The following is a 26,788-nucleotide window of genomic DNA, read 5'->3' as shown; positions in this document are numbered from 1 at the left end:
TTCGTTGAAGTAGAGGCAAGTCTCTCTCTTTTAGGTTTGAGTGCGCTTTAAGGCTTGGACATACGTAGCGATTGGCTGATTCAATATCAAAAAAAGTGTAGCGTTTTCTTGACGTGGTGGGGGGAATGTGGTTTTCTCCGCCCGCCGCAGCACACAACGTGTTCTAAAAGCACCCGTAGCTCAATTGGATAGAGCATCTGACTACGAATCAGAAGGTTAGGGGTTCGACTCCCTTCGGGTGTATTTTCTCTCTGAGAAAAGGACACAAGTTTCGGCGCATTAGCAATATTAAAGGCACCTGTAGCTCAATTGGATAGAGCATCTGACTACGAATCAGAAGGTTAGGGGTTCGACTCCCTTCAGGTGTACTTGCTAACTAAAAAAGCGAAGCTTAAACAGCTTCGCTTTTTTGTTTTAATGAGAGATGTGTTCGAAGCTTATGCTCTGGCAAAAATGCATTTGAAGCCTTTGTCCTCGCCTAGAAGGCGGTGGGAACGAAACTCATCACGGATGAGCTCTTCGTAAGGCAGGTGGAGGTTGGCCACGAGATAAAGTGAGCCGCCAGGCTTGAGGATGCGTGCTGCTTCACGGATGAAGGTCTTACCTAGCTCGAAGCTCTGGTCCTGCGCTTCATGGAAGGGAGGATTCATGATGACCCAGTCGAACTTGCGAACGTGGTGGGTGCCACCGGTGACATCACACCATTGGTAGAGAGCATTGTCGTGGTCCGCTAAATTTTGTTGAGCGCAGTCGAGAGCACGCTTATCGAGTTCGTAGAGGACGACTTCGCGGATGCGATTGCGCGGGGTTTCGAGAACTGCTTTACTCAAAAATCCGTAGGCTGCACCGAGGTCGGCACCCGAGCCATAGAAGGATTCTTTCTTTAGAATTTCAGCGAGAAGTAGTGAGCCTGTGTCTATTTTCTCTGCAGAGAAAATGCCGGGAGTGGTGAGGAAATTTGTGTCTTTGATCGCTTTAACACGCCCGAGGCTGGCCCATTTTCGAGCGAGTGTGGCATCGAAAGCTGCGCTGGTATCAAAGATGCGGCATTTTGACTTACTGCAGGTTTCAACATCTCCAAAGAGCTTGGTGATGTCTTTCTTGAGACGTGAGGCTCCCATGCGGTTAGGCACGACAGAAATCCAGCGTCCGCCGGGATTGAGCTGTTGGCAGAGCTTACCGATTTGCGCGAGATTCTCGGTGGCAAATTTAGTCGCGAAATGGATGATGAGATCGTACTTTTCCTGTGTTTCTTGCACAGGTGTAGTCCCTTTCTGGGTCCAGCGTACGTTCTCGTTAGCGAGGTAGCTGATGACGTCAGGCTGAGTGTCGCTGAGTGACTCTAACCAGACGCCTGGGGTGCCTTGTACGATGAGAGTTTTGCCAGTAGGCTTGGGGATTTCATCCTGTTGGAAGTAGAACTTGAGTGCGCTGGCTGAGAGTTGAGTCGCTTGAGTCATAGAAGATGCTTTTCAATAGTGAGGCTCGAAGGTTTTGGCGAGTGCTTATTCGAATTTGGCAGCAGCAAGTAGCCAGCGGTTATTGGTATAGCTGAATTCAAAGGTGCCTTTGAGCTTCGCGCTTTGTTGCGGTTTCTTGTTTAGTTTCGCATCAAGCTTGAAGCTAACATCTACGATTGCTGAGCTTTCGTCATGCTCACGTAGCTGAATCTCTGTATCGGTTACAGTGATCCATTCGGCGATTTCTGTAAGGTAGAGCAGTGCTGATTTCGCTCTATCACGAGGGAGGGTGATTGCTTCATTTGTAGAAAAAGGATGTTTGAAACTGGTCTGCATTTCTGGGTAGAGAATGGTCAAATGTTCATCGATTAGATCGCGGAGGTTTTCTGCTTTGAATGAACGCTCTAAGCGGCCTGTGCCCGGCTCCATTGCTACGCAGTCAATAATGGACGCGCTCCTTCGCATGATGACCTGTGGGGCGGAGAACCACCAGAAAAGGAACGCTAGGATAAGTGCTAGCGGGGTGAGGATGAGAATGAGTTTTTTTTGCATGAGTGTGGCAGAGTAATTGTTTTGTTTATTTCGCTCGTGGGTGCGCTTTATCGTAAGATTCTTTCATGCGCTTAGTACTGACGTGGGTGTAGATCTGCGTTGTTGAAAGTGACGCATGGCCAAGGAGTTCCTGAACCGATCGCAAGTCTGCTCCATTATCCAATAAGTGAGTGGCGAATGAATGGCGCAACTTATGGGGAGTGATGTGAAACGGGATGCTGGTCATGCGCAGATATTTCTTGAGCATGGAGCCAATGGATGTGGTGGAAATTTGACGGCGGCTTTTATTGATGAATAGTGGGCCTTCATTGATGCCAGATAAGACCCTGTAGTTTTGGATGGCGCTAAGCGCGTGGTTGCCGATGGGAACGATGCGTTCTTTCGAGCCCTTCCCGATGACGCGTGTGATTCCTGCGGAGTGGTCAATGTCTTCGACTTTGAGCTCAGCAAGTTCGGATAGACGTAGTCCAGTTGAATAGAAAAGTTCCAAGATCGCAGTGTCTCGGAGTGGTAGCCAGTCAGGAGCTTGTTTTGAAAGTTCAGCCTTGAGCGGCGCTTCTAGTAGCTCAACGACCTGAGTTTGATTAAGAATAGTAGGGAGTTTACGTTCTTGCTTGGGTAGCTGGATGTCCGAGAGTGGTGACTTCGGGAGCCCATGGCGGTGAATGAGGTATTTGTAAAATGAACGAAGAGCTGAGAAGCGCAGCCGAATGGTCGAGCGCGCCATTTCTAACTGCATGCAGTAGTAGAGATAACTGCGGAAATGATCGGGAGTGCATTGCTTCCAGCCAGGGAAAAGAGTTTTCTCCATGTAGTTCTGAAAGGCGGCTAGAGCTTGGCTGTAATTACGTAAGGTACGTTCAGATGCTGACTTCTCGACACGCTGAAACTGGAGGAAGGAATCAGTCAGTTGGTCGTCTGTCATTGTTGATGGAAATGGGATACGCCTCTAGTTTGTATAGTGTCAGAAAATACTGAGCACTGTCTTAGGCTACTATTTAGGCGGTGCAGCTTGGGCAGATTCCAAAAAACTCTAATTCATGGTAGAGGCCACTGAAGCCGGAGGATTGAGCAATTTCCTTTTCGAGTGCGTGCACGGGACACGGCGCGTTGATCGCTTCGATCTTTCCGCACTCTGTGCAGATTAGGAAGTCTTGGTGCCTACCAGTCAGAAGTAAGGTGAAGTAGGCTGCGCGTTCGTGAAGCCCGAGGCGACGGACTATTCCTTTATCTGTAAGTCGCTGGAGGAGGCGAAAAACGGTAGCACGATCACATTGGGTATTGAGGTTTTTGTGCTCAGATAGCTCAGCGAGTGTCATCGGGCGGGGGGAGTCGAGTAAGGTGTCGATAAGTAGTTCGAGCGCTTTGGTGCGACGAAGTCCAGCTTCCTTACATTGGGTGATGATGCTTGCAGTGTCGTGGCTCATTAGGAGTGACTGTGCAATGGGTGTGCGGAGAGTGCAAGATAGATTAGTGCTGAGGACTCTCTTTCAGAGCGAGTTTGTTACTCTTAGATTCCGCGTGAATGTACAAGTCGAGGGGAGCGGCTTGAGCTGCCATTACCTGCTCTGCTGAATAGCCGCGTACAATAGACATCCGCTCAAGTATCCAGTTGCGTCTTTTTATAGCGCTTTCTGGATTTTTTCTGGGATTTAGCCTAGAGGGTGCTTGTGGAAGTCCTGCTAGTAAGGCGGCTTCAGGTAGGGTGAGTGTGTGCAGTCTTTTATTAAAGTAATGTTTGGCTGCTTGTTCTGGGCCGCGTGTGCGATTCCCATATTCTAGCAGTTCAAAGTAGGTGAAGAGGATAGCTTCTTTATTATGACGCATTTCTAAGTTTCGAGCATAGAGTGCTTCGGTGCATTTAGTTTCGAGTGTGCGAGGGGGTGTGTGCGTAAGAAGTTTGACTGTTTGTTGTGTGATGGTGGAGGCTCCACTGACAAAGCGCTGGGCTTCTATCGCGTCTTTTATCGCCCGCATATTAGCGCAGAGGTCTATTCCGCCGTGGTGGTAGAAACGCTTATCTTCTGCAGCCAGAGTGGCATCTACCAGGAGGGTCGAGAAATGTTGTTCAGCGGAGAGTGGTTGCTGGCAAATACTACTATTGATGGCCTGTAGATCAAGAGGGCCAACAGAGAATGGAAGTACGTACCAAGTATAAAGAGCGAGTGCTGAAAAGATTCCCATACATTTCATTACGCGCGCGGAAGCTGGCCTGGCGTAATGATTGCGTAGATAGGAGGGGGAATGGAGGTTGATGTACACGGGAACTCGATATTGTAGCGGAAATTCTGCCAAGGTCAGTCGAGAAGTGTTGCCTGCCTTTTGTGTCTTAAGCCTTTTGGAATTTCCTGTGTCGTTTGATAAGCTGTATCGTAAAGATAATGCCAATGAGGGAGTAAATGATTAAACCAACTTCAGAGCCGTAGATAAACGCACTATTCGATTTGCTGACGGGGTTGTCTGTGACAATATACCCAGGTGTGAAATTCATAGCCAGTGGGGAGAAGCCGTAGAGGAAGATTGCAAAATTTTCAACGACGTTCCAAGCATTGAGTAAGATCCCGAATGCTAATGGAAGAACCCATGCGAAACCTGCGATGATGCCCGTTAGTTGTCGTCCTAGATATTCTAGAACAAGAGCATGCACAACGAGTGGGATGATGGCCACGAGGATGAGTATGGGTTTGGCTGTTAGCCAAGCAGCGTTAGTAGTTACCGCCTGGACAGTAGGGCTCTGCTGCATGTGGTAGGCGTAGGCGAGCCAAGCGATCGTCGAGATTAAGGCGATGCATAGGCTGGTGGGGAGGCCTGTGCCGGAATCTGAGCGTAAGTTCTGCAGTCTGCTAGAAGGACGGTTTGGGTTTCTCAGGCCAGCTAGGTAGAAGAATTTATCTGGTGTGTATACGTATTGTAAGAGGATAGCCGCCGTGAATCCAATGGATCCATAAAGTGACAGTATGGTCGCGGCTATGTACTGCTTATTCGAGGCCAGAGCTTCTCTAGCTACAATAGCTCCTGGGCTTAGTCCCTGGATATCTATATTAAAAATTGTGCCATTACTGGTGTTTGTCCAGATGCTACCAAGGATGATGATGTGCAGCAGAATGGTGATGACGATACATTGAGATTTACTGAGTAGATGGGCATCTGTATTTCGCCAGCGTCTTAGTAGTAGGCTGTAGAAGATCCAACTGAGGAGGCCCTGGATGCAGATACAGTATATGGTGTTACTGACTTCCCAGTTGAAGAAAAGGGCTGAATGGGATGCAGTGATATTAAACTCGCTGAGCTTTTGAGCAGCTGAGAAAATGGTAGGACGAATGGTGAGGTATTCAAAAATGACAAAGCCAAAATTTGATAGCTGGGGAAGTGCGAAATAAAGTAGTGCGACCAATCCTTGTGAAATGAGAGCTGAAAACTTTTTACCCATTATGAGACCTACTGACATAGCAAGGAGGTAGAACATGCATGTCGAGGTGAGTAAGACCGTGTATATGGGCCCCCAAATTGCCGTAGGTATATCTCCTGTCTGTATGACTAAGAAGGTAGCCGGGAGGGTGACTAGGAAGTGATAGAATTGGCGAATCGGGAGACCGGTTAGGTAGCCAATGATTTTCGTGGCTGGGCTGAGAGGTGTGAGTTGCTGGTAGGTGAGTACACCATCAATCGATTCCCGGGCCATGCCGGATGCTACTTCTCCCGTACCTACAAAATTAAGGATGAAGAGCTGGAGGAACACAATGAGACCAAAAGGGTATATGGCGGTCTCTGCCATACTTTCGTGCTGAACGTGTGTGAGAGAAATCCCAAGGGTGATTAGATAGAAAAATATGGAACTTCCACCATAGAGCAGGAGTCCTGTAATCAGTGAAGAGAGCCTCAGTCTCGAACGGCGGTACCGATGAAAAATGGGGTTTTTCCAGATTTGCCAACACTTGGGTAAGGTGTCGAGGGTGTTAGGCTGTGCGATAAATGACATTGGTTAGGAGAGTTGTTGCTAGTGACCATCGTACTCTAGATCGAGTAGGATTTCTTCAAGACTGCGCTGTTGTTCGGTTATCCTACTTACAAGGAATCCTTGAGTGATCATTTCATGAATCAGCAGAGAAAGCTCGCTGTTGGTACCATCGAAATGGAATGAGAAATTGAGTATATCGATCCCTTGTACGCTAGATATTTGGTGGTTTTTCTCTAGGAATTTATGCCAGTTATTACTAGGGGGCTCTGCTAGCTGGATCTTAATTTCAGGGAGAAGTCCTGTCATTCTGTGGAGGACTTCATCTACATTTCCTGAATCTAGTAGCGAGCCTTTGTGCAGGATACCTATCATGTCACACATCTGGGTTAATTCAGGTAGGATATGTGAGCTAATGAGGACCGTGGAGCCTTGCTGGCAAATATCGCGGAGCACATTCCTAAGTTTCACCCGTGACTTGATGTCCATACCACTGGCTGGTTCATCAAGGATGAGTAATTGAGGTTTATGCAGAATTGTCTTTGCTAGCACTAGACGCTGCATCATCCCGCGAGAGAGTGCAGTGCACATTAAGTTTTTTTCACCACTGAGGTCCACCTGCTCTAGGCAGGTGTTAATGCGCTCAGTCTTGGTTTCACCTCTGAGTCCGTGAGAGCCAGCAAACATATCGAGGAATTCCCACACTTTCAGGTCTGAGGATACGGGTGCCATGTCTGGCATATATCCAATGTTAGCTTGGGCTAGCCGTTGGTGAGTGGTGGCATTGTAGCCATTGAGAGTGATCGTGCCGTGAGTCGGCGTGAGCAGGGAAGCAAGTGCCTTAAATGTGGAGGTTTTACCTGCGCCATTAGGACCTACGAGACCATAGATTTTACCGACAGGGATTTCCAAATTGATGCCATTCACGGCGAGGTGTGAACCATAATCAATCCGAAGGTCATGTACGAGCACAGATGGCATGACCGTGGGAGCTTCTTCGACAGGGCTTGGTATAGTCGATGGCATAGAATAAGACACATAACATAGATTGGAGGAATGTGTTAGGGGAAAGTGTGTATGCCCTACTTTCACTAAAGAATTTCAGTTGCAGTTCAATTACGAGCTGCGTAAGTCTTGAGTAAATGAAGGTTCAGCTCGCAGACTCAGTCGCTATGGATAAGCAGTATTGTTGGCATCCATTTACCCGACAAGGGGAGTGGACTGCTGAGGGGCATGATCCATTAATGTTGGTGAAAGGAGAGGGAGTTTGGTTAGAGGATGCTGAAGGGAATCGCTACATTGACGGAAATGCTTCTATCTGGACGAATATTCACGGCCACGCACATCCTCGCTTAAACGAGGCTATCAAAGAGCAGCTTGATAAAGTGGCTCACACGTCTTTCTTGGGTTACAGCCATCCCTTGGCTGCTGAGTTAGCTAAAAAGTTGGCGGGCTTTTTCCCGTACACCTCGCTGCAGCGCACTTTTTTCTCGGATGATGGTTCCACAGCGATCGAGTGCGCCTTAAAAATGGCGATCCAGTATCGACTGCAATCTGGTGAGCCAGAGCGTACCGAGTTTGTGGCCTTTGTGGATTGTTATCATGGCGACACAATGGGAGCTGCGTCACTGGGTGGAGTGGATGCTTTTTTCTCTAGATTTCGGAAGTTTGGGTTTCCTGTGCGCTTTGTGAGTTCTGTCACTGAGCTGAAGGAGTTAGATGGGCTTGATAGAGTGGCTGGAGTGGTCATTGAGCCCTTAGTGCAAGGTGTGAACCAGATACACGTGTGGCCAGATGGGATGCTCGCGGAGCTTCGCGAATTTACGGAGCAGCAGGGAGTGCATCTTATTCTCGATGAAGTAATGACCGGATTTGGACGAACTGGGGCAATGTTTGCCTGCCAGCGCGAGAAGGTAATTCCTGATTTTCTTTGTTTGGCCAAGGGCCTAACTGGAGGCTATTTGCCGATGGCGGCCACCATGGTTCGCGAAGAGATTTATGAGGCATTTCTAGGTGGCGCTGAGAATGCTTTTTACTACGGGCATAGTTACACCGCGAACCCACTAGGCTGTGCAGCTGCATTGGCTAATCTACAAATTTTCGAAGAAGAGAAAACTCTCGAAGGGCTTAAGGAGAAAAGTGCGTATTTGAAGAAAGGTCTGGATGCGCTTTCAGCCCAATTTCCCGAAGTCTGGCAGCTGCGCCAATGTGGTATGGTTGCGGGTATTGAGCTTCGTGACGCTGACGGTGTGAGCTTCGATAGGTCTATGAGAGTAGGTGAGCGAGTCTGTCTCGCAGCCCGTAAATGGGGACTTTTGACGCGACCAGTGCTCGACACCATTGTGTTCTTGCCACCTTTGAGTATTTCTTTTGAAGAAATCGACCAATCCTTGGATGCTATCGCTCAATCAATTACTGAAATATTAGGCGATTAAGTATAATTCTAAGTAATTGCATTATTGACAGCGTAAAGGGTAGAGGTTACGAACTGCCCGCACTCGAGAGTTCTTCTCAAGTGCACAACATCTAGCGATGGCGGAGTGCCCAAGTGGTCTAAGGGACCGGTTTGCAAAACCGACATTCGCGGGTTCGAATCCCGCCTCCGCCTCCAGCTAGATCTTAAGAGTTTAAGAATCAGCTTGTTCCTTGTTTTGTAAAGGTTTAATGCTCTGGAATGGGACACAAAGGTGGGACACATTCAGAAGATATTCCATTGAATAAAGGAGTCATTAAACAACCAAGTGGCATTTACCAGCTATAGAGAGAGGTGAGTACGACTTTAGTATGAGAGATTCCAGCCTCCTTCAGCGCCACCATATTGCTTCGAGAAAGGTTGGTGCTGGAAATTTAGCGTACCTTTCGTCTTTATTACAAGTGACCTCTATATAAACAAAGGTATGTTGATAGATTCAAAAATCTACAAGTTGTGGGATAAGCTCGCTGATTTTAGTGCAGAGGAGGTGGAAGAAAGTATGCAATTTCTACTCGCTGAAATCTGTGATATTTTGGATGCAGACAATGCTTCATGGGCTGCGGTGGTGAAGTTATCAGCTCCGGAGAAACGTGTTACTATCGATGGTTGGCGTCCGCTAAAGATGCATATGCTTCGTCCTATGGAGACGATGGATGAGATGAGTAAAGATGTTCGGAAACGTCTGGAAAAAGGTGAAATAGATCCCACTGCTGTTTCCTTTCAAAAAGACATGGGCACTTTCCGCATCCTACGCTGGAGAGAAATGGCTCCACCTGAATGGTATGATAGTGATCACTACAAGGCTCTTTATAGTCATATAGGCCTTGGTGATATTCTTTTTGTGATGGTACCGATCAATAAGGATTCTGAGTCTACCTTTGGGTTTTATCGTCCAGGGCGTGAACATGATTTCACGAAAGATGATGCGGAGCTCCTGGCGGCGATTAATGCGCCTCTTAAGTGGTTGCACCATCGGGTCATGTTGAGTCAGGGCTTAGTCATTGCCGAGAAGCCCCTTTCTCCGATGGAGCGTCGGGTGCAGAGGCTTCTTCTCACCGATCTTTCCGAGAAGGAAATAGCGGATCGGCTGAATCAAAATATAACGACAACGCATAAACACGTCACTACAGTCTTCCGTAAGATGGGGGTTCGTGGTCGTGCTGGTCTCACTGCTTTGTGGTTGGGATCAGGTAACGGATAATCCATAGACACCTCTGATTAGGGGGGATGACATGTAGCTGATGATAAGGGATGACTCATGGGATGAGATTACTATTCCTTATTTTTACGTGTTTACTAGTTACGCTTCCCTCTCTTCTAGCAGATGTGATTTATGTAAACGCTGGCTTCCGCATCAGTGGTGATGGATCTTCCTGGAGTAGTGCATATGTGAACCTACAGGACGCTCTTAGTAATTCAGTTAGTGGGGATGAAATCTGGATGGCGGCGGGTACTTATTATCCTGATGAAAGATTAGGCCAGAATGATGACGACAGTTCTGCTACCTCAACCCAGTGCTAGAAAGCTCCACGACACTTCAGCCTAACTCTTGGCAATCTATTACAACGGGAATACCTAGTGTAAGTGGTAGCCAAACAATGATCACTCTAGATCTCAGCGCCTTGTTAGAGCCGGAGATATTCTTCCGCCAACGCTTTACTGACGACGATTTAACTCCTTAAAAAACCAATGCAAGGGGCTGAATATCTCAAGATATCCCCGCCGCTTTGAGGTTAGTTAGGCTGTTGATAATCTCACATACACCTCTGATTAGAGGGGATGACATGTCGCTGATGATGTGGAATAACTCCCTGTATGAATTTTAAACGTTCGTTAGCGATTTTATTCTTAATATTTGCACCTGTTACGTCAAAGGCGGCTGTCAGCATTGTCATTCTAGAGAAGGGGTCGGATATTACGTTTAACTCTGCAGGAAGCTTGGATACGAAAAAGACCGACTTCTTAAATTTCCCATAAAGGAGCAAAAAATGTCACGCGAACAAGCGCGCCTGTTTCAACGGCGTAGATGAAGCGTATGTGTTTATGCCTCTAGATCAATGGTCTGACCAATGATGGCTTCAGCACGGTATCTAGAAAGTTAAAATACAGAATTTCCAACAAAATCAACATTTCCCATGAAAACAAGTTACCAAGTCACATCTTCACTCACATTGTTGGCCTATATTCAGTTGGTAGTATTATCTCCCTCCCTTTTACTGGCTAACCCATCAGGTGGAGTGGTGAGCTCGGGAGATGCTACTATTCATTCGTCAGGGAACACTCTGACGATTGATCAGCTGACTGATCAGGCGATTATTAACTGGCAGGACTTCTCCATTGGTAGTGGTGAGCTCACGCAGTTCAATCAGCTCAATAGAAACTCAGCTGTTCTGAACCGCGTGGTGGGGAATAACCTCTCAGCGATCCATGGTCGCTTGCAGGCAAACGGGCAGGTTTTCCTGATCAATCAGAATGGTATCGTTGTTGGTGATCAAGGGGTGATTCAGACAGCGGGATTTGTAGGTTCTACGCATCGCTTGAGTGATAGCGATTTCCTCGCTGGTGGAGATCTTAACTTTACGGCTGGTGATCAGGGTGGAGCGATTATTAATCTAGGTGAGATTTCTGTTTCGGGAGGTGATGTGTTTCTCATCGCGGATCAAGTGGCGAACCACGGTAGCATCACAGCTACTGATGGAACAGTGGGCCTCGCAGCAGCAGCGGGTGCCGAGGTGACTCTAGCAGATTCTGGAGAGCAGCGTTTGCTGGTGCAGCCTTCCACGAGTGTGACGGGTAAAGATGGAGTGGTGAATCAGGGGAGTATCAATGCTGTGAATGCAGAGCTGAAGGCAGCTGGGGGAAATGTCTATGCATTGGGGATCAACAACAATGGTGCTATCAGGGCAACTGGTGTTCAGAATGTGGGAGGTCGTATTTTACTCACATCGAAGGGTGGAAAAATTAAGCTGGGTAGCAATAGTAACATCAATGCTTCAGGTGCAGAGGGTGGAGGGCAGGTCAACATTGGGGGGAGTAAGTTGGGTGAAGGTCCTATCGATAATGCTGCTGAGGTCATTGTGGAGGCGGGGTCAGAGATCGCAGCCAATGCTACCGTCAATGGTGATGGTGGAGAGGTGATTGTTTTTGCTGAGAAGGTAGCTGATCTTGCTGGTAGTATTTCAGCTACAGGCGGAGTGCTCGGTGGTGATGGAGGCTTTATTGAAACCTCTGGTAAGGAAAACTGGAGCTATGCAGGCTGGGCGAGTGGGGTGAATGTTTCAGCTACGCTGGGGATGGCGGGAGAATTTCTGATCGATCCCAATGATATCACGATCTCTAGTGCAGGAACGGGGTCATCAGGTAATAATGCTCTGAATAATACCGATATTGTTAATTTTTTGAATGGAGGCAGTAGCCTTACGATTGCTACCGATAGCTCAGCAGTTGGCGGAGATGGAGATATCACGGTAAATAATGCGATTCTTTATGATTCAACCGCGGATTTCACGCTGCTTGCCGGAAGAGATCTTAATTTCAATGCCAGCGTGCAGAATAGTAATGACACCGGTGGAGATCTAAACCTTGTCGCTGGCTGGGACGGAACGACGGGTTATAACACCGCTAATTTCAATAATGCAGATCTAAGCAGCACGACGATATTTGGGAACAACTCAGGAAGTATCAATATCGGGGATGGCACACAGATAAGTGGCATCGCAGTGGGTAGCCGTAGTGGGGAAACAAACGTCTTTGGCTACGATCTTCGTTTGAGAGGAGGTGATACTAGTGACGAGGCGTTTGCTCAGCTTGGGCTTCAAATCTCGGATCAAGGAGCGGGCTATACTATTACAGGAAGCATTGCAGCACGTATGATTAACGAGGTCACTGCAGAATCAGGTGATGCGGAATTCAGCTACACTCAAATCGGACATGTGGGAGCGGATAGGATTTTTGATTTTAGGATAGACGCAACAACAGATGCGAACATTACGATAGCAGCTGGCGGTGACTTGAGCTTCTTGGGTGGAGGTGATCTATATAGCTACAGTCAGTTGGGGCATGGCGGACGCTCTGCCGATGGTTCTAAAAGCGGCGATATAACGATTACTGAAGCAGGTGATTTAATTTTTACGGGTGGGAGCGCGAATATAACATATAGTCACTTAGGCCATGGAGGGATATCTACCGATGGGCGAATTACTGGGGATATCACGATCAATCAAGTCGCTAACTTGATCTTTACAGCGGGGAGTGCGAATTCAACCTACAGCCAGCTGGGTCATGGGGGCGAATTTACCGATGGAAATCATAGTGGAGCGATCACGATAACGGAAGCGAATGACCTGATCTTCACGGGTGGAGGCGGAATAGATGCCTACAGCCAGCTGGGTCATGGGGGGACGAGTGCCGATGGGGATCACAGTGGAGCGATCACGATAACGGAAGCCAATGATTTGACCTTCACGGGTGGCGAAGGTTTGTATAGCTATAGTCAGCTGGGTCATGGGGGATATGATGCCGATGGAGATCACAGTGGAGCGATCACGATAGCGGAAGCCAATGATTTGACCTTCACGGGCGGCGGGGATAATTTTACCTACAGCCAATTGGGTCATGGGGGTGATAGTGCCTTTGGAGATCACAGTGGAGTGATCACGATAACGGAAGTCAATGATTTGGTCTTCACGGGCGGCGTAGGCTTTGCTGCCTATAGCCAGCTGGGTCATGGGGGGAGGTCTGTCTTTGGAAACTATAGTGGAGCGATCACGATAACGGAAGCCAATGACCTGACCTTCACGGGTGGCGGCGGTGGGTTTGCCTACAGCCGGTTGAGTCATGGGGGGGTGCAGGCCGTAGGAAGTTACAGTGGAGAGATCACGATAACGGAAGCCAATGATTTGACCTTCACGGGTGGCGGGGGTGAGTTTGCCTACAGCCAGCTGGGTCATGGAGGGGCGGGCTTAGGAAATTACAGTGGAGCGATCATGATAACGGACGCCAATAATCTGAGCTTCACTGGAGGGAGTGGTGGTAATGCCTACAGTCTTCTTGGTCATGGAGCCGCAAATTTTGGAAGTGCAGACCAAGCCATTGGCTTTCGCTCTGGTGATATTACGGTAACGGCTAGTGGGGAAATCTCTCTGCAAGATGGAGCCAATGCAAATGCTAATTATGCATGGATTGGTCATGGGTCAGCTAATAATGCGGCGACGGATGCTGACATCACACTGACGGCAGCGAGCTATGATAGGGACTCGGGCTCAAGCATCGCAGTAGGTGAAGATGGTAGTATCCGGCGTGGAATCATTGAAAATGGTCTGCTCGGTGGAGATGTCACGATCGCTGCTACAGGATCGAGCCTGGAGGTGATCGATGGAAGTGGGAATCTAGATAACCTCTCTGGTGGTGAAGTGAATGATGGTAACTTCAGCGTTACAAATAATTTAACACTGCTTGCGAGTCATGATCTTAACCTGAATGTGAGTATCCAAAATTTTCTGGATGTCGATGGAGGAGGGATCCATCTCATCGCAGGCTGGGATGGTGTGACTACTTATGATTTTACTACATTTGATGGTGCTGATCTGAGTAGTGGGACATTGTTTGGTAATAACTTAGGGAGTGTTCACATTGGTGATGGGACTCAGACGAATGGCATCGCAGTGGGGAGCCGTAGCGGAGAAACAAACGTCTTTGGCTATGACTTCAATTTGAGCGGCAGCAATACGACAGATGAGGGCTTCGCACAGCTAGGTTTTCAAGTGTCAGATCAAGGTGCAGATTATAACATTACTGGGGGCATTACAGTAGGTGTGCTGAACGATATCACAGCGGCATCTGGCAGTGAGATATTCAGCTACACTCAGGTCGGGCATGTGGGGGCGGATAGAGGTTTTGATCTTAATATAGAAGCAACAACGGATGCGATGATTACGATCGCAGCAGGAGGAGACTTGACCTTCAGGGGCGGCGGAAAATTTTTCACTTACAGCCAGCTGGGTCATGGGGGGTATAGTGCCTTTGGAGATTACAGCGGAGCGATAACGATAACGGAAGCCAATGATTTGACCTTCACGGGCAGTGGCGGAAATAGTGCCTACAGCCAGCTGGGTCATGGGGGGGTATTTGCTGATGGGAATCACAGTGGAGCGATCACGATAACGGAAGTCACTGATTTGACCTTCACAGGTGGTGGAAACGAGTCTGCCTACAGCCAGCTGGGTCATGGGGGGGGGGGTGCCGAAGGGAATCACAGTGGAGCGATCACGATAACGGAAGCCAATGACCTGACCTTCACGGGAGGCAATGTCCGGTTTACCTACAGCCAGCTGGGTCATGGGGGTATGCTTGTCGAAGGAAATCACAGTGGAGCGATCACGATAACGGAAGCCAATGATTTGACCTTCACGGGCGGCGGCGGAAATAATGCCTACAGTCTTCTTGGTCATGGAAGTGCAGATTTTGGAGGTATAGACCAACTTCCAGCAAGTGCAGCCCAAGCCACTGGCACGCGTTCTGGTGACATCACGGTAACTGCTAGTGGTGAAATTTCTCTGCAAGATGGAGTAACGCCTGATTCGAGTTTCAGCTATGCATGGATTGGTCATGGGTCAGCTGATAATACGCCGACGGATGCTAACATCACACTGACGGCAGTGAGTTATGATAGGGATTCTAGCTCAAGTATTCTAGCAGGTGGTGATGGTAGCATTAGGCGTGGAATCATCGAAAATGGTCTGCTCGGTGGAGATGTCACCATTGCTACTACGGGATCGAGCCTGGAGGTCATCGATGGGAGTGTCGATCTGGCGAACCTCTCTGGTGGGGAAGTGAATGATGGGAGTTATGATTCCGCAAACGACCTTCTTATCATCGCAAGTAACGATCTGATCCTAGCAGCTGGGGCTACGCTCAACAATGCAGGTGCTGGTAACATCATTTTCAGTGCAGGTGAGAATTTCCATAACGATACGGGGTCTCTCACTCCAGTGACGACGACTTCTGGTCGATCACTGATTTACTCATCAAGACCTGATGTAAATCGTAATGATATCGAGATCACCAATATGGATTTCCTCAGCTTCGGGCAGACTTTCAGTCTAGCTAACCCAATAGCCTCAGGGCTGCCTAGTGGATATGGCTTGATTTACACTGAGATACCTATGGTTACGACTACTGCAGTAGACCAAGTCATCACCTATGGTGAAACAGCCCCGACGAGCACGGTGATACAATCAGCTAGCTATGGGGGGAATGTGATTGATACTGCCGAATGGGGACTAAGTATCTCTGGATCTACCACAAATGTTGCGGGGATCAGTGGAGTCCTTGATGCAGGTAGCTACAATGATGCTTATACGGCGAATGCTACAGTTGTTGGCTTAGGTGGAGAGGCCGTGGAAGGTGTCACCGAATTATTTATTAGTGGTGACCTAACTGTGAATCAGAGAGGGCTGACTATTTCTAGTAATGCAGATGATAAAGTCTACGACACGACTACGGGTGCTGATGTCACCTTCGGTGATGATCGGGTAGTGGGAGATGCGCTAACGGTCACGTCGATTTCGGATGAATTTTCTGATGAAAATGTAGGCATAAATAAAGTAGTCACTTCTACAGGGCTAGCCCTTTCTGGTGCTGATGCAGCTAATTACTTCATTACGAATGCTACGAATGAAGTGGAGAGCACCGCTGACATTACTGCGGCGACTTTAACGATTAATGGAGTCAGCGCAGAAAACAAAGTCTACGATACCAATACGGTGGCGACTCTCACAGGAGGAATGTTGGGAGGGATCTTAGGAGCCAATAGTGTTGATCTTGTTAGCGGCACAGGAGAGTTTAGTGATCGGAATGTAGGAGTGGGCAAAGTCGTCACTGCTTCAGGCTTTGGGCTGAGTGGAGTAGATGCAGGGAACTACGTGATCACAGGGCAGCCAAGTGGCCTGACAGCAGATATCACAGCAGCAACGCTGACGATTAATGGAGTCAGCGCAGAAAACAAAGTCTACGATACCAATACGGTGGCGACTCTCACAGGAGGAATGTTGGGAGGAATCTTAGGGGCCGACAGTGTTGATCTTGTTAGTGGCACAGGAGAGTTTGGTGATAGGAACGTAGGAGTAGGCAAAGTCGTCACCGCTACAGGCTACGCACTGAGTGGAGCGGACTCAGGGAACTACGTCATCTCAGGTCAGCCAAGTGGTCTGACAGCAGATATCACAGTCGCTACACTTAACGTGTCTGGCATTACTGTTCTGGATAAGTTCTATGATGGAACTACTTCGGCGATCCTTGTTGGAGGTCAGTTAGATGGAATTCTGGGTGGTGATGATGTTGATCTCGTAGTGGGCTCAGGGCTATTCCTTGATCCTGAGATTGGATACTTCAAACCTATTGCAACCACAGGCTACGGTATTGCAGGGGGAGATGCGGGTAATTATCAGATCAGCGGCCAGCCAGCCGGAGTTACAGGAAATATCTTACCGCGCACGAACAACCTTTTGTCTAATGATCATGATTATTACCGCTACTGGATCAACCAGTTTAATGATGATGCTCAGTATGTAGGAGAGGGGACTGAATACTTCGGGTGGTTACCAGAATACAGTGAAGAGGTCTGGGAACTGATCAAAAAAGAGCAAGCTGATGGGAGTGGGCTCGATCAAGATGAAACCAAACGTCTTGAGGAACTACTCAGTGAAGCATTCAGCACGGTATCTAACTAATTCGGATACTAAACCATTCGCTCAATCGATCTACACACAAGATGACAACAATATATAGAAAACTTAAATGGGGTGTCATGGGAGTGACTTTGCTATCACCTTCTCTCTTACATGCTAATCCATCAGGTGGAGTGGTGAGTTCGGGAGATGCTACTATTCATTCGTCAGGGAACACTCTGACGATTGATCAGCTGACTGATCAGGCGATTATTAATTGGCAGGATTTCTCCATCGGTAGTGGGGAGCTGACTCAATTTAACCAGCTTAGTAGGAGTTCGGCTGTTCTGAACCGTGTGGTGGGGAATAACCTTTCAGCGATTCATGGTCGCTTGCAGGCAAATGGGCAGGTTTTCCTGATCAATCAGAATGGTATCGTTGTTGGTGATCAAGGGGTGATTCAGACAGCGGGATTTGTAGGTTCTACGCATCGCTTGAGTGATAGCGATTTCCTCGCTGGTGGAGATCTTAACTTTACGGCTGGTGATCAGGGTGGAGCGATTATTAATCTAGGTGAGATTTCTGTTTCGGGAGGTGATGTGTTTCTCATCGCGGATCAAGTGGCGAACCACGGTAGCATCACAGCTACTGATGGAACAGTGGGCCTCGCAGCAGCAGCGGGTGCCGAGGTGACTCTAGCAGATTCTGGAGAGCAGCGTTTGCTGGTGCAGCCTTCCACGAGTGTGACGGGTAAAGATGGAGTGGTGAATCAGGGGAGTATCAATGCTGTGAATGCAGAGCTGAAGGCAGCTGGGGGAAATGTCTATGCATTGGGGATCAACAACAATGGTGCTATCAGGGCAACTGGTGTTCAGAATGTGGGAGGTCGTATTTTACTCACATCGAAGGGTGGGAAAATTAAGCTGGGTAGCAATAGTAACATCAATGCTTCAGGTGCAGAGGGTGGAGGTCAGGTTAACATTGGCGGAAGCAAGCTGGGCGAAGGTCCTATCGATAATGCTGCTGAGGTCATTGTGGAGGCTGGTTCTGAGATAGCAGCAGATGCTCTTGAAAATGGTGATGGTGGAGAGGTGATTATTTTTGCGGAACATACCGCGGATTTAGATGGTGGTATTTCTGCTAGAGGTGGAGCTCTCGGAGGCGATGGCGGGTTTATTGAGACCTCTGGCAAGGAGAGCTGGAATTACCAAAATTGGCTTGGTCAGGTGGACGTTACAGCTGCGAATGGTAAGGGTGGAGAGTTCTTGATCGACCCCAATGATATCACGATCTCTAGTGCAGGAACGGGGACATCGGGGAGTAATAATCTGAATAATACCGATATTGTAACGTTTCTCAATGGAGGCAGTAGCCTGACTATCGCGACTGACCCTTTAGCCACTGGAGGCAATGGTGATATTACCATCAATGACGCGGTTTTGTATGACTCGACAGCGGATTTCACTCTACTTGCTGGGAGAAACCTGAATTTCAACGCTAGTGTGCAGAATAGTAATGACACGGGTGGCGATCTAAACCTTGTGGCAGGCTGGGATGGTATGACTGCTTATGATTTTGCTACATTTGATGGTGTTGATCTGAGTGTTACAGATTTGTTTGGTAATAACTCAGGGAGTGTTAACGTTGGTGATGGTGCTCAGACAGTGGGTATCGCAGTGGGAAGCCGCAGCGGGGTAACGAATGTATTCGGCCATGATCTCACTCTGACGGGGGGCGGGGCTGCTACGTTTGCACAGCTAGGTTTTCAGGCCACAGATCAAGGCTTCCTGTATAACATTACCGGAGGCATTACGGTAGGTGTGCTGAATAATATCACAGCATTATCTGGCAGCGGGAACTTCAGTTATACTCAGATCGGGCATGTGGGAGCGGATAGAACTCCTAATAATCTGAATAGAGAAGCAACAACGGATGCGACGATTACGATAGCAGCAGGAGGAGACTTGAGCTTCACGGGTGGCGGAATAGATGCCTACAGTCAGCTGGGTCATGGGGGGTATTTTGGCAGAGGTAATTTCAGTGGAGCGATCACGATAATGGAAGCCAATGATTTGACTTTCACGGGCGGCGGAGGATATGGTGCTTACAGCCAGCTGGGTCATGGGGGGAGGTTTGGCAGAGAAAATAACAGTGGAGCGATCACGATAATGGAAGCCAATGATTTGATCTTCACGGGCGGCGGAAGAAATGCCTCCAGCCAGCTGGGTCATGGGGGGGTTAATGCCTTAGGAAATAACAGTGGAGCGATCACGATAACGGAAGCGAATGACCTGATCTTCACGGGTGGCGGAATAGATGCCTCCAGCCAGCTGGGTCATGGGGGTCATGGTGTTGATGGGAATCACAGTGGAGCGATCACGATAACGGAAGCCAATGATTTGACCTTCACGGGTGGAGGCGGAAGAAATGCCTACAGCCAGCTGGGTCATGGGGGGTGGGGTGCCTTAGGAAACCACAGTGGAGCGATCACGATAATGGAAGCCAATGATTTGACCTTCACGGGTGGAGGTGGAAATTATGCCTACAGCCAGCTGGGTCATGGGGGGTGGGGTGCCTTAGGAAACCACAGTGGATCGATCACGATAACGGAAGCCAGTGATTTGATCTTCACGGGCGGCGGAGTAAATGCCTACAGCCAACTTGGTCATGGGAGTGCAGATTTTGGAAGGACAGACCAAGCCACTGGCACGCGATCTGGTGATATTACGGTGACGGCTAGTGGGGAAATCTCTCTGCAAGATGGAGCTAATTCAAATGCTAATTATGCATGGATTGGTCATGGCTCAGCTGATAATGCGGCGACGGATGCTGACATCACACTGACGGCAGCGAGCTATGATAGGGATACGAGCTCAGGCGTCACTGCCGGTGGCGATGGTAGTATCCGGCGTGGAATCATAGAAAATGGTCTGCTTGGTGGAGATGTCACGATCGCTGCTACAGGATCGAGCCTGGAGGTGATCGATGGGAGTGTCGATCTGGCGAACCTCTCTGGTGGGGAAGCGAATGATGGTAACTTCAGCGTTACAAATAATTTAACACTGCTTGCGAGTCATGATCTTAATCTGAATACGAGTATTCAAAACTCTCTGGATGTCGATGGAGGAGAGATCCGTCTCATCGCAGGCTGGGATGGTGTGACTACTTATGATTTTGCTACATTTGATGGTGCTGACCTGGATGTTACGACTCTGTTTGGAAATAACTCAGGGAGTGTTAACATAGGTGATGGTGCTCAGACGGTTGGCATCGCAGTGGGTAGCCGTAGCGGGGAAACAAATGTATTTGGCAATGATCTTACTCTAACAGGGAGTGATGCTACGGATGAAGGCTTTGCTCAGCTAGGCTTTCAAGCCTCAAATCGAGGTGCAGGTTATAATATTACTGGAGGCATCACAGTAGATGTGCTGAACGATATCATAGCAGAATCTGGCAGTGGGCAATTAAGCTACACTCAGATCGGACATGTGGGTGCAGATAGAAATTTTGGTAATCAGATAGAAGCGACAACGGATGCAACGATTACGATAGCAGTAGGAGGAGACTTGACCTTCACGGGCGACGGAGCTGCTGCTTACAGCCAGCTGGGTCATGGGGGATTGTTTGCCAGAGGAAATCACAGTGGAGATATTATGATAACAGAAGCCAATGATTTGACCTTCACGGGTGGCAGTGGAAATAATTCCTATAGTCAACTGGGTCATGGGGGGAGGACTGTCTTTGGCAATCACAGTGGAGCGATCACGATAACAGAAGCCAATGATGTGACTTTTACGGCTGGAGGAGGTTCTGAGTCCTACAGCCAGCTGGGTCATGGGGGGGCATTTGCCTCAGGCAATCACAGTGGAGTGATCACGATAACGGAAGTCAATGATTTGGTCTTCACGGGCGGCGTAGGCTTTGCTGCCTATAGCCAGCTGGGTCATGGGGGGAGGGCTGCCTCAGGCAATCACAGTGGAGCGATCACGATTACGGAAGCCAATAATCTGACCTTCACGGGCGGTGGCGAACTTCTTGCCTACAGTCAGCTGGGCCATGGGGGAGAGGATGCCTCAGGAAATCACAGTGGAGCGATCACGATAACAGAAGCCAATGATTTGACCTTCACGGGCGTAGGGGGGAATTTTGCTTACAGCCAGCTAGGTCATGGGGGAGTGGGTGCCTCAGGAAATCACAGTGGAGTGATCACGATAACGGAAGTCAATGATTTGGTCTTCACGGGCGGCGGGAGCATTGGTGCCTCCAGCCAGCTAGGCCATGGGGGGAGGGCTGCCTCAGGAAATCACAGTGGAGCGATCACGATAACGGAAGCCAATGATTTAATCTTCACGGGAGGTATTGGGAATGGAGCCTCCTACAGCCAGCTAGGCCATGGGGGGAGGGCTGCCTCAGGAAATCACAGTGGAGTGATCACCATAACGGAAGCCAATGATTTGACCTTCACGGGTGGCGTAGGAAATAATTCCTACAGCCAACTGGGTCATGGAAGTGCAGATTTTGAAAATGGTGGCCAATCCACTGGCACCCGTTCTGGTGATATCACGGTAACGGTTAGTGGGGAAGTTTCTCTGCAAGATGGAACCAATTCAAATGCTAATTATGCATGGATTGGTCATGGGTCAGCCGATAATAACGCGGCGATGAATGCTAATATCACACTGACGGCAGCGAGCTATGATGCTGACGCAAACATTCTAGCAGGTAGCAATGGTAGTATCCGGCGTGGAATCATCGAAAACGGTCTGCTCGGCGGGGATGTCACCATTACTGCTACAGGATCAAGCCTAGAGGTGATCGATGGAAGTGGGAATCTAGATAACCTCTCTGGTGTTGAAGTGAATGATGGGAGTTATGATTCAGCAAACGACCTTCTCATCATCGCAAATAACGATCTCATTCTAGGCGCAGGTGCTACCCTAAATAATGTAGGTGCGGGTAACATCATCTTCAGTGCAGGTGAGAATTTCCACAACGATACGGGGTCTCTCACTCCCGTCACGACAAGCATTGGCAGATCGCTGATTTATTCATCACGGCCTGATGTAAATCGTAATGATATCGAAATCACGAATATGGATTTCCTCAGCTTCGGTCAGAACTTCAGTGTGGCTAATCCAATAGCCTCAGCGCTACCGAGTGGAGATGGCTTGATTTACACTGAGATACCTATGGTTACGACTACTGCAGCAGACCAAGTCATCACCTATGGTGAAACAGCCCCGACGAGCACGGTGATACAATCAGCTAGCTATGGGGGGAATGTGATTGATACTGCCGAATGGGGACTAAGTCTCTCTGGATCTACCACGAATGCTGCGGGGATCAGTGGAGTCCTTGATGCAGGTAGCTACAATGATGCTTATACGGCGAATGCTACAGTTGCAGGCTTAGGTGGAGAGGCCGTGGAAGGTGTCACCGAATTATTTAATAGTGGTGACCTAACTGTGAATCAGAGAGGGCTGACTATTTCTAGTAATGCAGATGATAAAGTCTACGACACAACTACGGGTGCTGATGTGACCTTCGGTGATGATCGGGTAGTGGGAGATGCGCTAACGATCACATCTATCTCAGATGCCTTTTCTGATGAAAATGTAGGCATAAATAAAGTAGTCACTTCTACAGGGCTCGCCCTTTCTGGTGCTGATGCAGCTAATTACTTCATTACGAATGCTACGAATGAAGTCGAGACCACCGCTGATATTACACCTGCTCTGCTTACTATTTCAGATGTTAGCGCTATTGATAAATACTATGATGGGTCAGTCTTAGCGATTCTCATGGGAGGTCAGTTAGATGGTATTCTAGGAGGTGAAAGCGTAGATCTCATCACAGGTTCTGGCGTTTTCTATGATGCAGAGAGTGGATATGGTAAGCCGATTCTGACGAGTGGCTACGGGATCTCAGGTGCAGATTCTTCTAATTACCAGCTCAGCATGCAGCCAGCGGGTGTGACAGGGAATATTCTCCTCAGCTCGGTCGTCCACAATACAGAGGATCCTGGTGAATACCGTAACCTGATCAATCAGTTCGTAGCAGATGAAGAGCAGCTAACGGATGGTGTGAACTACTTCGGGTGGTTGCCTCAATACAATCAAGAGATCTGGGAACTGATCGGAAAAGAGCAACGCAAGCAGGCAAATGGGGAAAGCGAAGAAGGGCTTAGCGAGGAGGATGAGAAACGTCTCAATGATCTACTTAGCGAGGCATTCAGCACTGCTGCTAATTAATTTACTAAAATGACAACGACACATATGACGTCCAAATGGATTATCACAGGAGCGACTCTGCTATCATCGCTTTCTATTCATGCCCAGAGCTTTGAAAAAATAGTACCAAAAGAATTACCCAATATAAGCCCTGACGCTGAGCTACCCAGTGCAGGAGCACTCCCTGCTGCTGAGACAGATAACACACAGATTTTGCCATCGCTCAATGGTGTGGTGATCCATCGCAATAAATCCGATGTGAATCTTAGGGCATCGGTTCCAGTGGGGGATAAAGTCACCTTGCCGAATGATGCGGAAGGCGTGGTGATATTCCAAAGTGCGGCTCTTCGTAAGATGCTAGCGCAATACATGGGGAAGCCCGTTAGTATGCAGTCCTTGAGTGAGATGAAGCGTAAGCTGGTGATGCATTTCCGAAATAACGATCGTCCGGCTGTGGATGTCATTTTACCTGAACAGGATATTTCTAATGGCGTGGTGCAGCTGATCGTCATAGAATCTCTCTTCGGAAAGGCAGGTGTAGCAGGGAATAAACATTTTTCAGATAAGACGATCTTAAACAAGCTAACCATACCAGAGGGTCAAAGTATCAGTGCGCAGGCCTTGCTCGATGATGTGGACTGGATGAATACGAATCCCTTTCTCAATGTGCAGCCTATATTCTCGCCTAGTGCAGCTGCTTATAGCTCAGATATTATTCTTAAGGTGAACGATCAGCGTCCTTGGCGATATTACATAGGCTATGAAAACTCGGGGATTGTTCTCACGGGAGAGGAGCTATACATTGCTGGATTCAACTGGGGAGATGCTTTTGGGCTAGGGCACTTGTTCAACTATCAGTTCACCATGGCAGCTGATGCCGGCGAGCTGAGTGCTCACGCTTTTGCCTACAGTATTCCTTTTGCTAATAAATCGAAATTAGATTTCTACGGTGGGTTCACTCAGACGGAGGTAGAGAATGAGCCTTTCACTATCGAGGGTGATAGTCGTGAGCTAGGAACACGCTATACGATAGGGCTAGATCCATATCAGAATATCACGCAGAAGCTTTATGCTGGAGTGGGGTGGATGAGCACGCAAAATGCTCTGGAGTTCGGTGTCATACCTGTATCGGACAACGAGGTGCAGCGCGGGCAAGTGGAGCTAGGTTATCAGATGATGCATCGTATCGAGGGCTCCAAGTCTTACGCTGATGTGGCCTTAGTCTCAGGGTTCGGCGGCATCTTTTCAAATTCCAGTGATGATGACTTTAATAGCAACCGTTCAGGTGCGGATAACAGCTACTCCTATTTGAAGCTGAATGTAGGTTGGTTGAAACAACTACCGCATGGAATGGTCTATGATACTCAAATTGTAGGGCAATTGAGTGATGATAAACTGTTGTTTAGTGAGCAACTAACAGTTGGTGGGTATAACTCTATTCGTGGATACAATGAACGTGAATTCAGCCAAGCTGACAGCGGGATCATTTGGCGAAATGAGCTGAATTTTAAATCGATGCACTATGATTTCAATGAAGCGCACAAAGCAGAGTGGCAGCCATTCATCTTTACCGACTATGCAGTGGTGACAGCGAAAGGAGATGAAATCGTGCGTCAAGACGGCTCAGCAGCTGACACTGGGATCATGTGGTCAGCGGGCGTGGGAGTTAATGCGATGGTGAGTAAGCATATGACATTGCGTGCCGAATATGGATGGCAGCTCCGAGACGCGGGCTCATATGATGACGGACGTTTCCACATCGGGACAGTTGTTAGCTTTTAATCATAAAAATATAATCAAATGAAAACACATAGATTTATCCTATCCATATTTGCCGTTTTTTCAACTAGTCCTCTGGTGTCAGCAGAGGAAGAAAAGCCACTTGAGGTGACCTCCGAACTGCGCGAGCAGGTGTCGTCCGGAGTTGCCTATTTGAAAGGAAAGGAATTAGTCGCTGAGTTACGCAAACAGGGGTATGAAGTGAGTGACTTTTCTCTCGAAGCATTTGCGGAAGGCTTTGCTGAGGCAATGATGGGAAAAGACTCAAGCATCAAAATGGCAGACTTTCGAGTGGCTCTTAATCTCATGAATGCGAAGCTGCAAGAACGTGAACTTTTATTAGCGAAGAGTAATCTGGAAGTCAGTGCGAAGTGGATGAAAAATAACGCTAAAAAAGAAGGCGTTAAAATTACGAAGAACGGTATGCAGTATGAAGTCATTAAATCCGGAGAGGGAAAGGTGACTGCTTTTAATACAAAGGAATTAGAGCCTAAGAAGAGGAACCGATTTTTTATTAGCTATGCCAATGCAGACACAGAGGGAGTTGTCTTTGAAGGTTCTCCGCAAAAGAAATTGGTAGGACTGACGGAAACCCCGATTAAAGGTTTGGCGGAGGCTCTGAACATCATGCCTGTTGGATCACACTGGAAACTTTATCTCAAGCCCCAGCTTGCATACGGAGCTCGCCGTGTAGGAGCTGTTTTAGAGCCCAATGCTGTTGTGGTGATGGATGTTCTTCTTTCCGATGTTAAGCCAGCGAATAGCGAATAGTGGCAGGTGGTTTTTTTGGCTTATGAGTTAATTTCCGACTTGTTGTCGTATGATTTTCGGAAGATTCCCACGCTTTCATCGTAATATATTTCCAAAACCATCATACTAAAAATGTCGAGTATGATGGTTTTGGCATTTCTGGATGGGGCTCTGCCCCTAACTCCGAAATTTTCTGAGGCATAATACAGGATCTCGATAGAGCGGAGTTTGGAATGCAGAAGGCCGCATTCACTGTTTCTTGGTGAATACGGCCTCGTTTTACGACACTATCGGTCGCCAGTGCATTGGTTTTCCCTGGGCATAGTTGCGTCTCCGCAGAGCCTGCCTCCGTTTAGCCAAAAATGTACGATCAATTTGGAGTTAGAGCTTACTCCTTTCCTTGTTGGTGAGGGCTATGGGCTGAACGGGTTCTAACTGCTGATTATGCCGCCAATGAGGCTGCAGTTATCCCTGGGTATAATTGGTCGTAAGTATCATCAAAAAAACATTTACTGACATAACCTGTGTGTTAGTAAATGTGGGACACAAAAGTGGGACACAAAAGTGGGACACAAAAGTGGTACACAACTGTCCGTTTACGTGCTTCATGAAGGGTTATGATCCTATATGGAATAAGGAATGTTAAAAATGTGAGGTGAATCCCGCCTCCACCTCCATCGCTAAAAAAGGTCACCATTAGGTGGCCTTTTTTGTTGGCGGATAGGGGTGAGAACGCCCAGCCCCCCCATCCACGTTGCTTAATTTTTTTCGTATGTAACTAAAGATAACCAAGGATTCGTTTCGTGTCATCGGCAACAGGTAACGCATGACTTGTGGATCGGAGTCCATCTCCGTGAACAACTCAAGGTCTGTGTCATTCCACTGGCGTAGGATCAATGCATTCATTTTTTGCTGAGCGTTAG

Annotated in this window: 15 protein-coding genes and 3 tRNA genes; 10 read left to right on the top strand and 8 right to left on the bottom strand. The window is 48.2% G+C overall.

What is annotated here, in order from left to right:
- Positions 1-169: 169 nt before the first annotated feature.
- Both ACSHX2_RS11505 and ACSHX2_RS11500 read left to right on the top strand, forming a co-directional pair.
- Positions 170-243 (top strand) — tRNA-Arg (locus ACSHX2_RS11505).
- A 51-nt stretch (positions 244-294) separates the two neighbouring features.
- Positions 295-368 (top strand) — tRNA-Arg (locus ACSHX2_RS11500).
- Positions 369-437: 69 nt separating this feature from the next.
- On the opposite strand, the gene ACSHX2_RS11495 is transcribed toward ACSHX2_RS11500, so the two are convergent.
- The 7 genes from ACSHX2_RS11495 to ACSHX2_RS11465 form a co-directional block, all read right to left on the bottom strand.
- Entirely contained in the window at positions 438-1,460 is a 1,023-nt protein-coding gene (locus ACSHX2_RS11495; RefSeq protein ID WP_435693095.1) for a class I SAM-dependent methyltransferase, read from the bottom strand.
- 45 nt (positions 1,461-1,505) lie between these two features.
- Complete coding sequence (locus ACSHX2_RS11490; RefSeq protein WP_435693094.1) at positions 1,506-2,012, bottom strand: hypothetical protein; 507 nt, start codon at positions 2,010-2,012, stop codon at positions 1,506-1,508.
- A gap of 25 nt (positions 2,013-2,037) precedes the next feature.
- Complete coding sequence (gene xerA, locus ACSHX2_RS11485) at positions 2,038-2,937, bottom strand: site-specific tyrosine recombinase/integron integrase (RefSeq protein WP_435693093.1); 900 nt, start codon at positions 2,935-2,937, stop codon at positions 2,038-2,040.
- 73 nt (positions 2,938-3,010) lie between these two features.
- Entirely contained in the window at positions 3,011-3,439 is a 429-nt protein-coding gene (locus tag ACSHX2_RS11480) for a Fur family transcriptional regulator (protein ID WP_435693092.1), read from the bottom strand.
- Between the two features lie 43 nt (positions 3,440-3,482).
- A complete protein-coding gene (locus ACSHX2_RS11475) occupies positions 3,483-4,196 on the bottom strand; it encodes a transglycosylase domain-containing protein (RefSeq protein WP_435693091.1) in 714 nt (237 codons plus the stop codon).
- A 145-nt stretch (positions 4,197-4,341) separates the two neighbouring features.
- Complete coding sequence (locus tag ACSHX2_RS11470) at positions 4,342-5,991, bottom strand: hypothetical protein (RefSeq protein WP_435693090.1); 1,650 nt, start codon at positions 5,989-5,991, stop codon at positions 4,342-4,344.
- Between the two features lie 18 nt (positions 5,992-6,009).
- Positions 6,010-6,993 carry an ABC transporter ATP-binding protein gene (locus ACSHX2_RS11465; RefSeq protein WP_435693089.1) on the bottom strand — a complete coding sequence of 328 codons (984 nt, stop codon included), beginning with the start codon at positions 6,991-6,993 and terminating at the stop codon, positions 6,010-6,012.
- 116 nt (positions 6,994-7,109) lie between these two features.
- On the opposite strand from ACSHX2_RS11465, the gene bioA reads away from it, so the two are divergent.
- The 8 genes from bioA to ACSHX2_RS11425 all read left to right on the top strand — a co-directional run bounded on the left by bioA (position 7,110) and on the right by ACSHX2_RS11425 (position 25,886).
- A complete protein-coding gene (gene bioA, locus ACSHX2_RS11460; protein WP_435693088.1) occupies positions 7,110-8,402 on the top strand; it encodes an adenosylmethionine--8-amino-7-oxononanoate transaminase in 1,293 nt (430 codons plus the stop codon).
- Between the two features lie 99 nt (positions 8,403-8,501).
- Positions 8,502-8,578: transfer RNA gene (locus ACSHX2_RS11455), tRNA-Cys, on the top strand.
- A gap of 286 nt (positions 8,579-8,864) precedes the next feature.
- The gene (locus ACSHX2_RS11450; protein ID WP_435693087.1) at positions 8,865-9,641 is read left to right on the top strand and encodes a LuxR C-terminal-related transcriptional regulator; all 777 of its coding nucleotides are present in this window, start codon (positions 8,865-8,867) and stop codon (positions 9,639-9,641) included.
- A 313-nt stretch (positions 9,642-9,954) separates the two neighbouring features.
- Positions 9,955-10,122: a hypothetical protein gene (locus ACSHX2_RS11445; protein ID WP_435693086.1), complete on the top strand. Its 168-nt coding sequence runs from the start codon at positions 9,955-9,957 to the stop codon at positions 10,120-10,122.
- A 453-nt stretch (positions 10,123-10,575) separates the two neighbouring features.
- Entirely contained in the window at positions 10,576-17,169 is a 6,594-nt protein-coding gene (locus tag ACSHX2_RS11440) for a YDG domain-containing protein (RefSeq protein ID WP_435693085.1), read from the top strand.
- Positions 17,170-17,210: 41 nt separating this feature from the next.
- The gene (locus ACSHX2_RS11435) at positions 17,211-23,357 is read left to right on the top strand and encodes a YDG domain-containing protein (protein WP_435693084.1); all 6,147 of its coding nucleotides are present in this window, start codon (positions 17,211-17,213) and stop codon (positions 23,355-23,357) included.
- A gap of 9 nt (positions 23,358-23,366) precedes the next feature.
- Complete coding sequence (locus ACSHX2_RS11430; RefSeq protein WP_435693083.1) at positions 23,367-25,118, top strand: ShlB/FhaC/HecB family hemolysin secretion/activation protein; 1,752 nt, start codon at positions 23,367-23,369, stop codon at positions 25,116-25,118.
- Positions 25,119-25,136: 18 nt separating this feature from the next.
- Positions 25,137-25,886, top strand: a complete 750-nt coding sequence (locus tag ACSHX2_RS11425; RefSeq protein WP_435693082.1) for an FKBP-type peptidyl-prolyl cis-trans isomerase N-terminal domain-containing protein — start codon at positions 25,137-25,139, stop codon at positions 25,884-25,886.
- 675 nt (positions 25,887-26,561) lie between these two features.
- On the opposite strand, the gene ACSHX2_RS11420 is transcribed toward ACSHX2_RS11425, so the two are convergent.
- On the bottom strand, positions 26,562-26,788 hold a 227-nt coding region (locus ACSHX2_RS11420; protein ID WP_435693081.1), incomplete at its 5' end, for a GNAT family N-acetyltransferase.

Origin of the sequence: Rubritalea sp. (assembly GCF_051252225.1) — a bacterium.
GTDB lineage: Bacteria > Verrucomicrobiota > Verrucomicrobiia > Verrucomicrobiales > Akkermansiaceae > Rubritalea.
The sequence above is the reverse complement of the archived record's forward strand: the minus strand, read 5'-3'. Positions and strand labels throughout refer to the sequence as shown.

What these genes read in the sequence shown, in the direction of transcription:
- ACSHX2_RS11495 (WP_435693095.1), bottom strand. Translation starts at nt 1,460, where the DNA reads ATGACTCAAGCGACTCAACTCTCAGCCAGCGCACTCAAGTTCTACTTC.
- ACSHX2_RS11490 (WP_435693094.1), bottom strand. Translation starts at nt 2,012, where the DNA reads ATGCAAAAAAAACTCATTCTCATCCTCACCCCGCTAGCACTTATCCTA.
- xerA (WP_435693093.1), bottom strand. Translation starts at nt 2,937, where the DNA reads ATGACAGACGACCAACTGACTGATTCCTTCCTCCAGTTTCAGCGTGTC.
- ACSHX2_RS11480 (WP_435693092.1), bottom strand. Translation starts at nt 3,439, where the DNA reads ATGAGCCACGACACTGCAAGCATCATCACCCAATGTAAGGAAGCTGGA.
- ACSHX2_RS11475 (WP_435693091.1), bottom strand. Translation starts at nt 4,196, where the DNA reads ATGGGAATCTTTTCAGCACTCGCTCTTTATACTTGGTACGTACTTCCA.
- ACSHX2_RS11470 (WP_435693090.1), bottom strand. Translation starts at nt 5,991, where the DNA reads ATGTCATTTATCGCACAGCCTAACACCCTCGACACCTTACCCAAGTGT.
- ACSHX2_RS11465 (WP_435693089.1), bottom strand. Translation starts at nt 6,993, where the DNA reads ATGCCATCGACTATACCAAGCCCTGTCGAAGAAGCTCCCACGGTCATG.
- bioA (WP_435693088.1), top strand. Translation starts at nt 7,110, where the DNA reads ATGAAGGTTCAGCTCGCAGACTCAGTCGCTATGGATAAGCAGTATTGT.
- ACSHX2_RS11450 (WP_435693087.1), top strand. Translation starts at nt 8,865, where the DNA reads ATGTTGATAGATTCAAAAATCTACAAGTTGTGGGATAAGCTCGCTGAT.
- ACSHX2_RS11440 (WP_435693085.1), top strand. Translation starts at nt 10,576, where the DNA reads ATGAAAACAAGTTACCAAGTCACATCTTCACTCACATTGTTGGCCTAT.
- ACSHX2_RS11435 (WP_435693084.1), top strand. Translation starts at nt 17,211, where the DNA reads ATGACAACAATATATAGAAAACTTAAATGGGGTGTCATGGGAGTGACT.
- ACSHX2_RS11430 (WP_435693083.1), top strand. Translation starts at nt 23,367, where the DNA reads ATGACAACGACACATATGACGTCCAAATGGATTATCACAGGAGCGACT.
- ACSHX2_RS11425 (WP_435693082.1), top strand. Translation starts at nt 25,137, where the DNA reads ATGAAAACACATAGATTTATCCTATCCATATTTGCCGTTTTTTCAACT.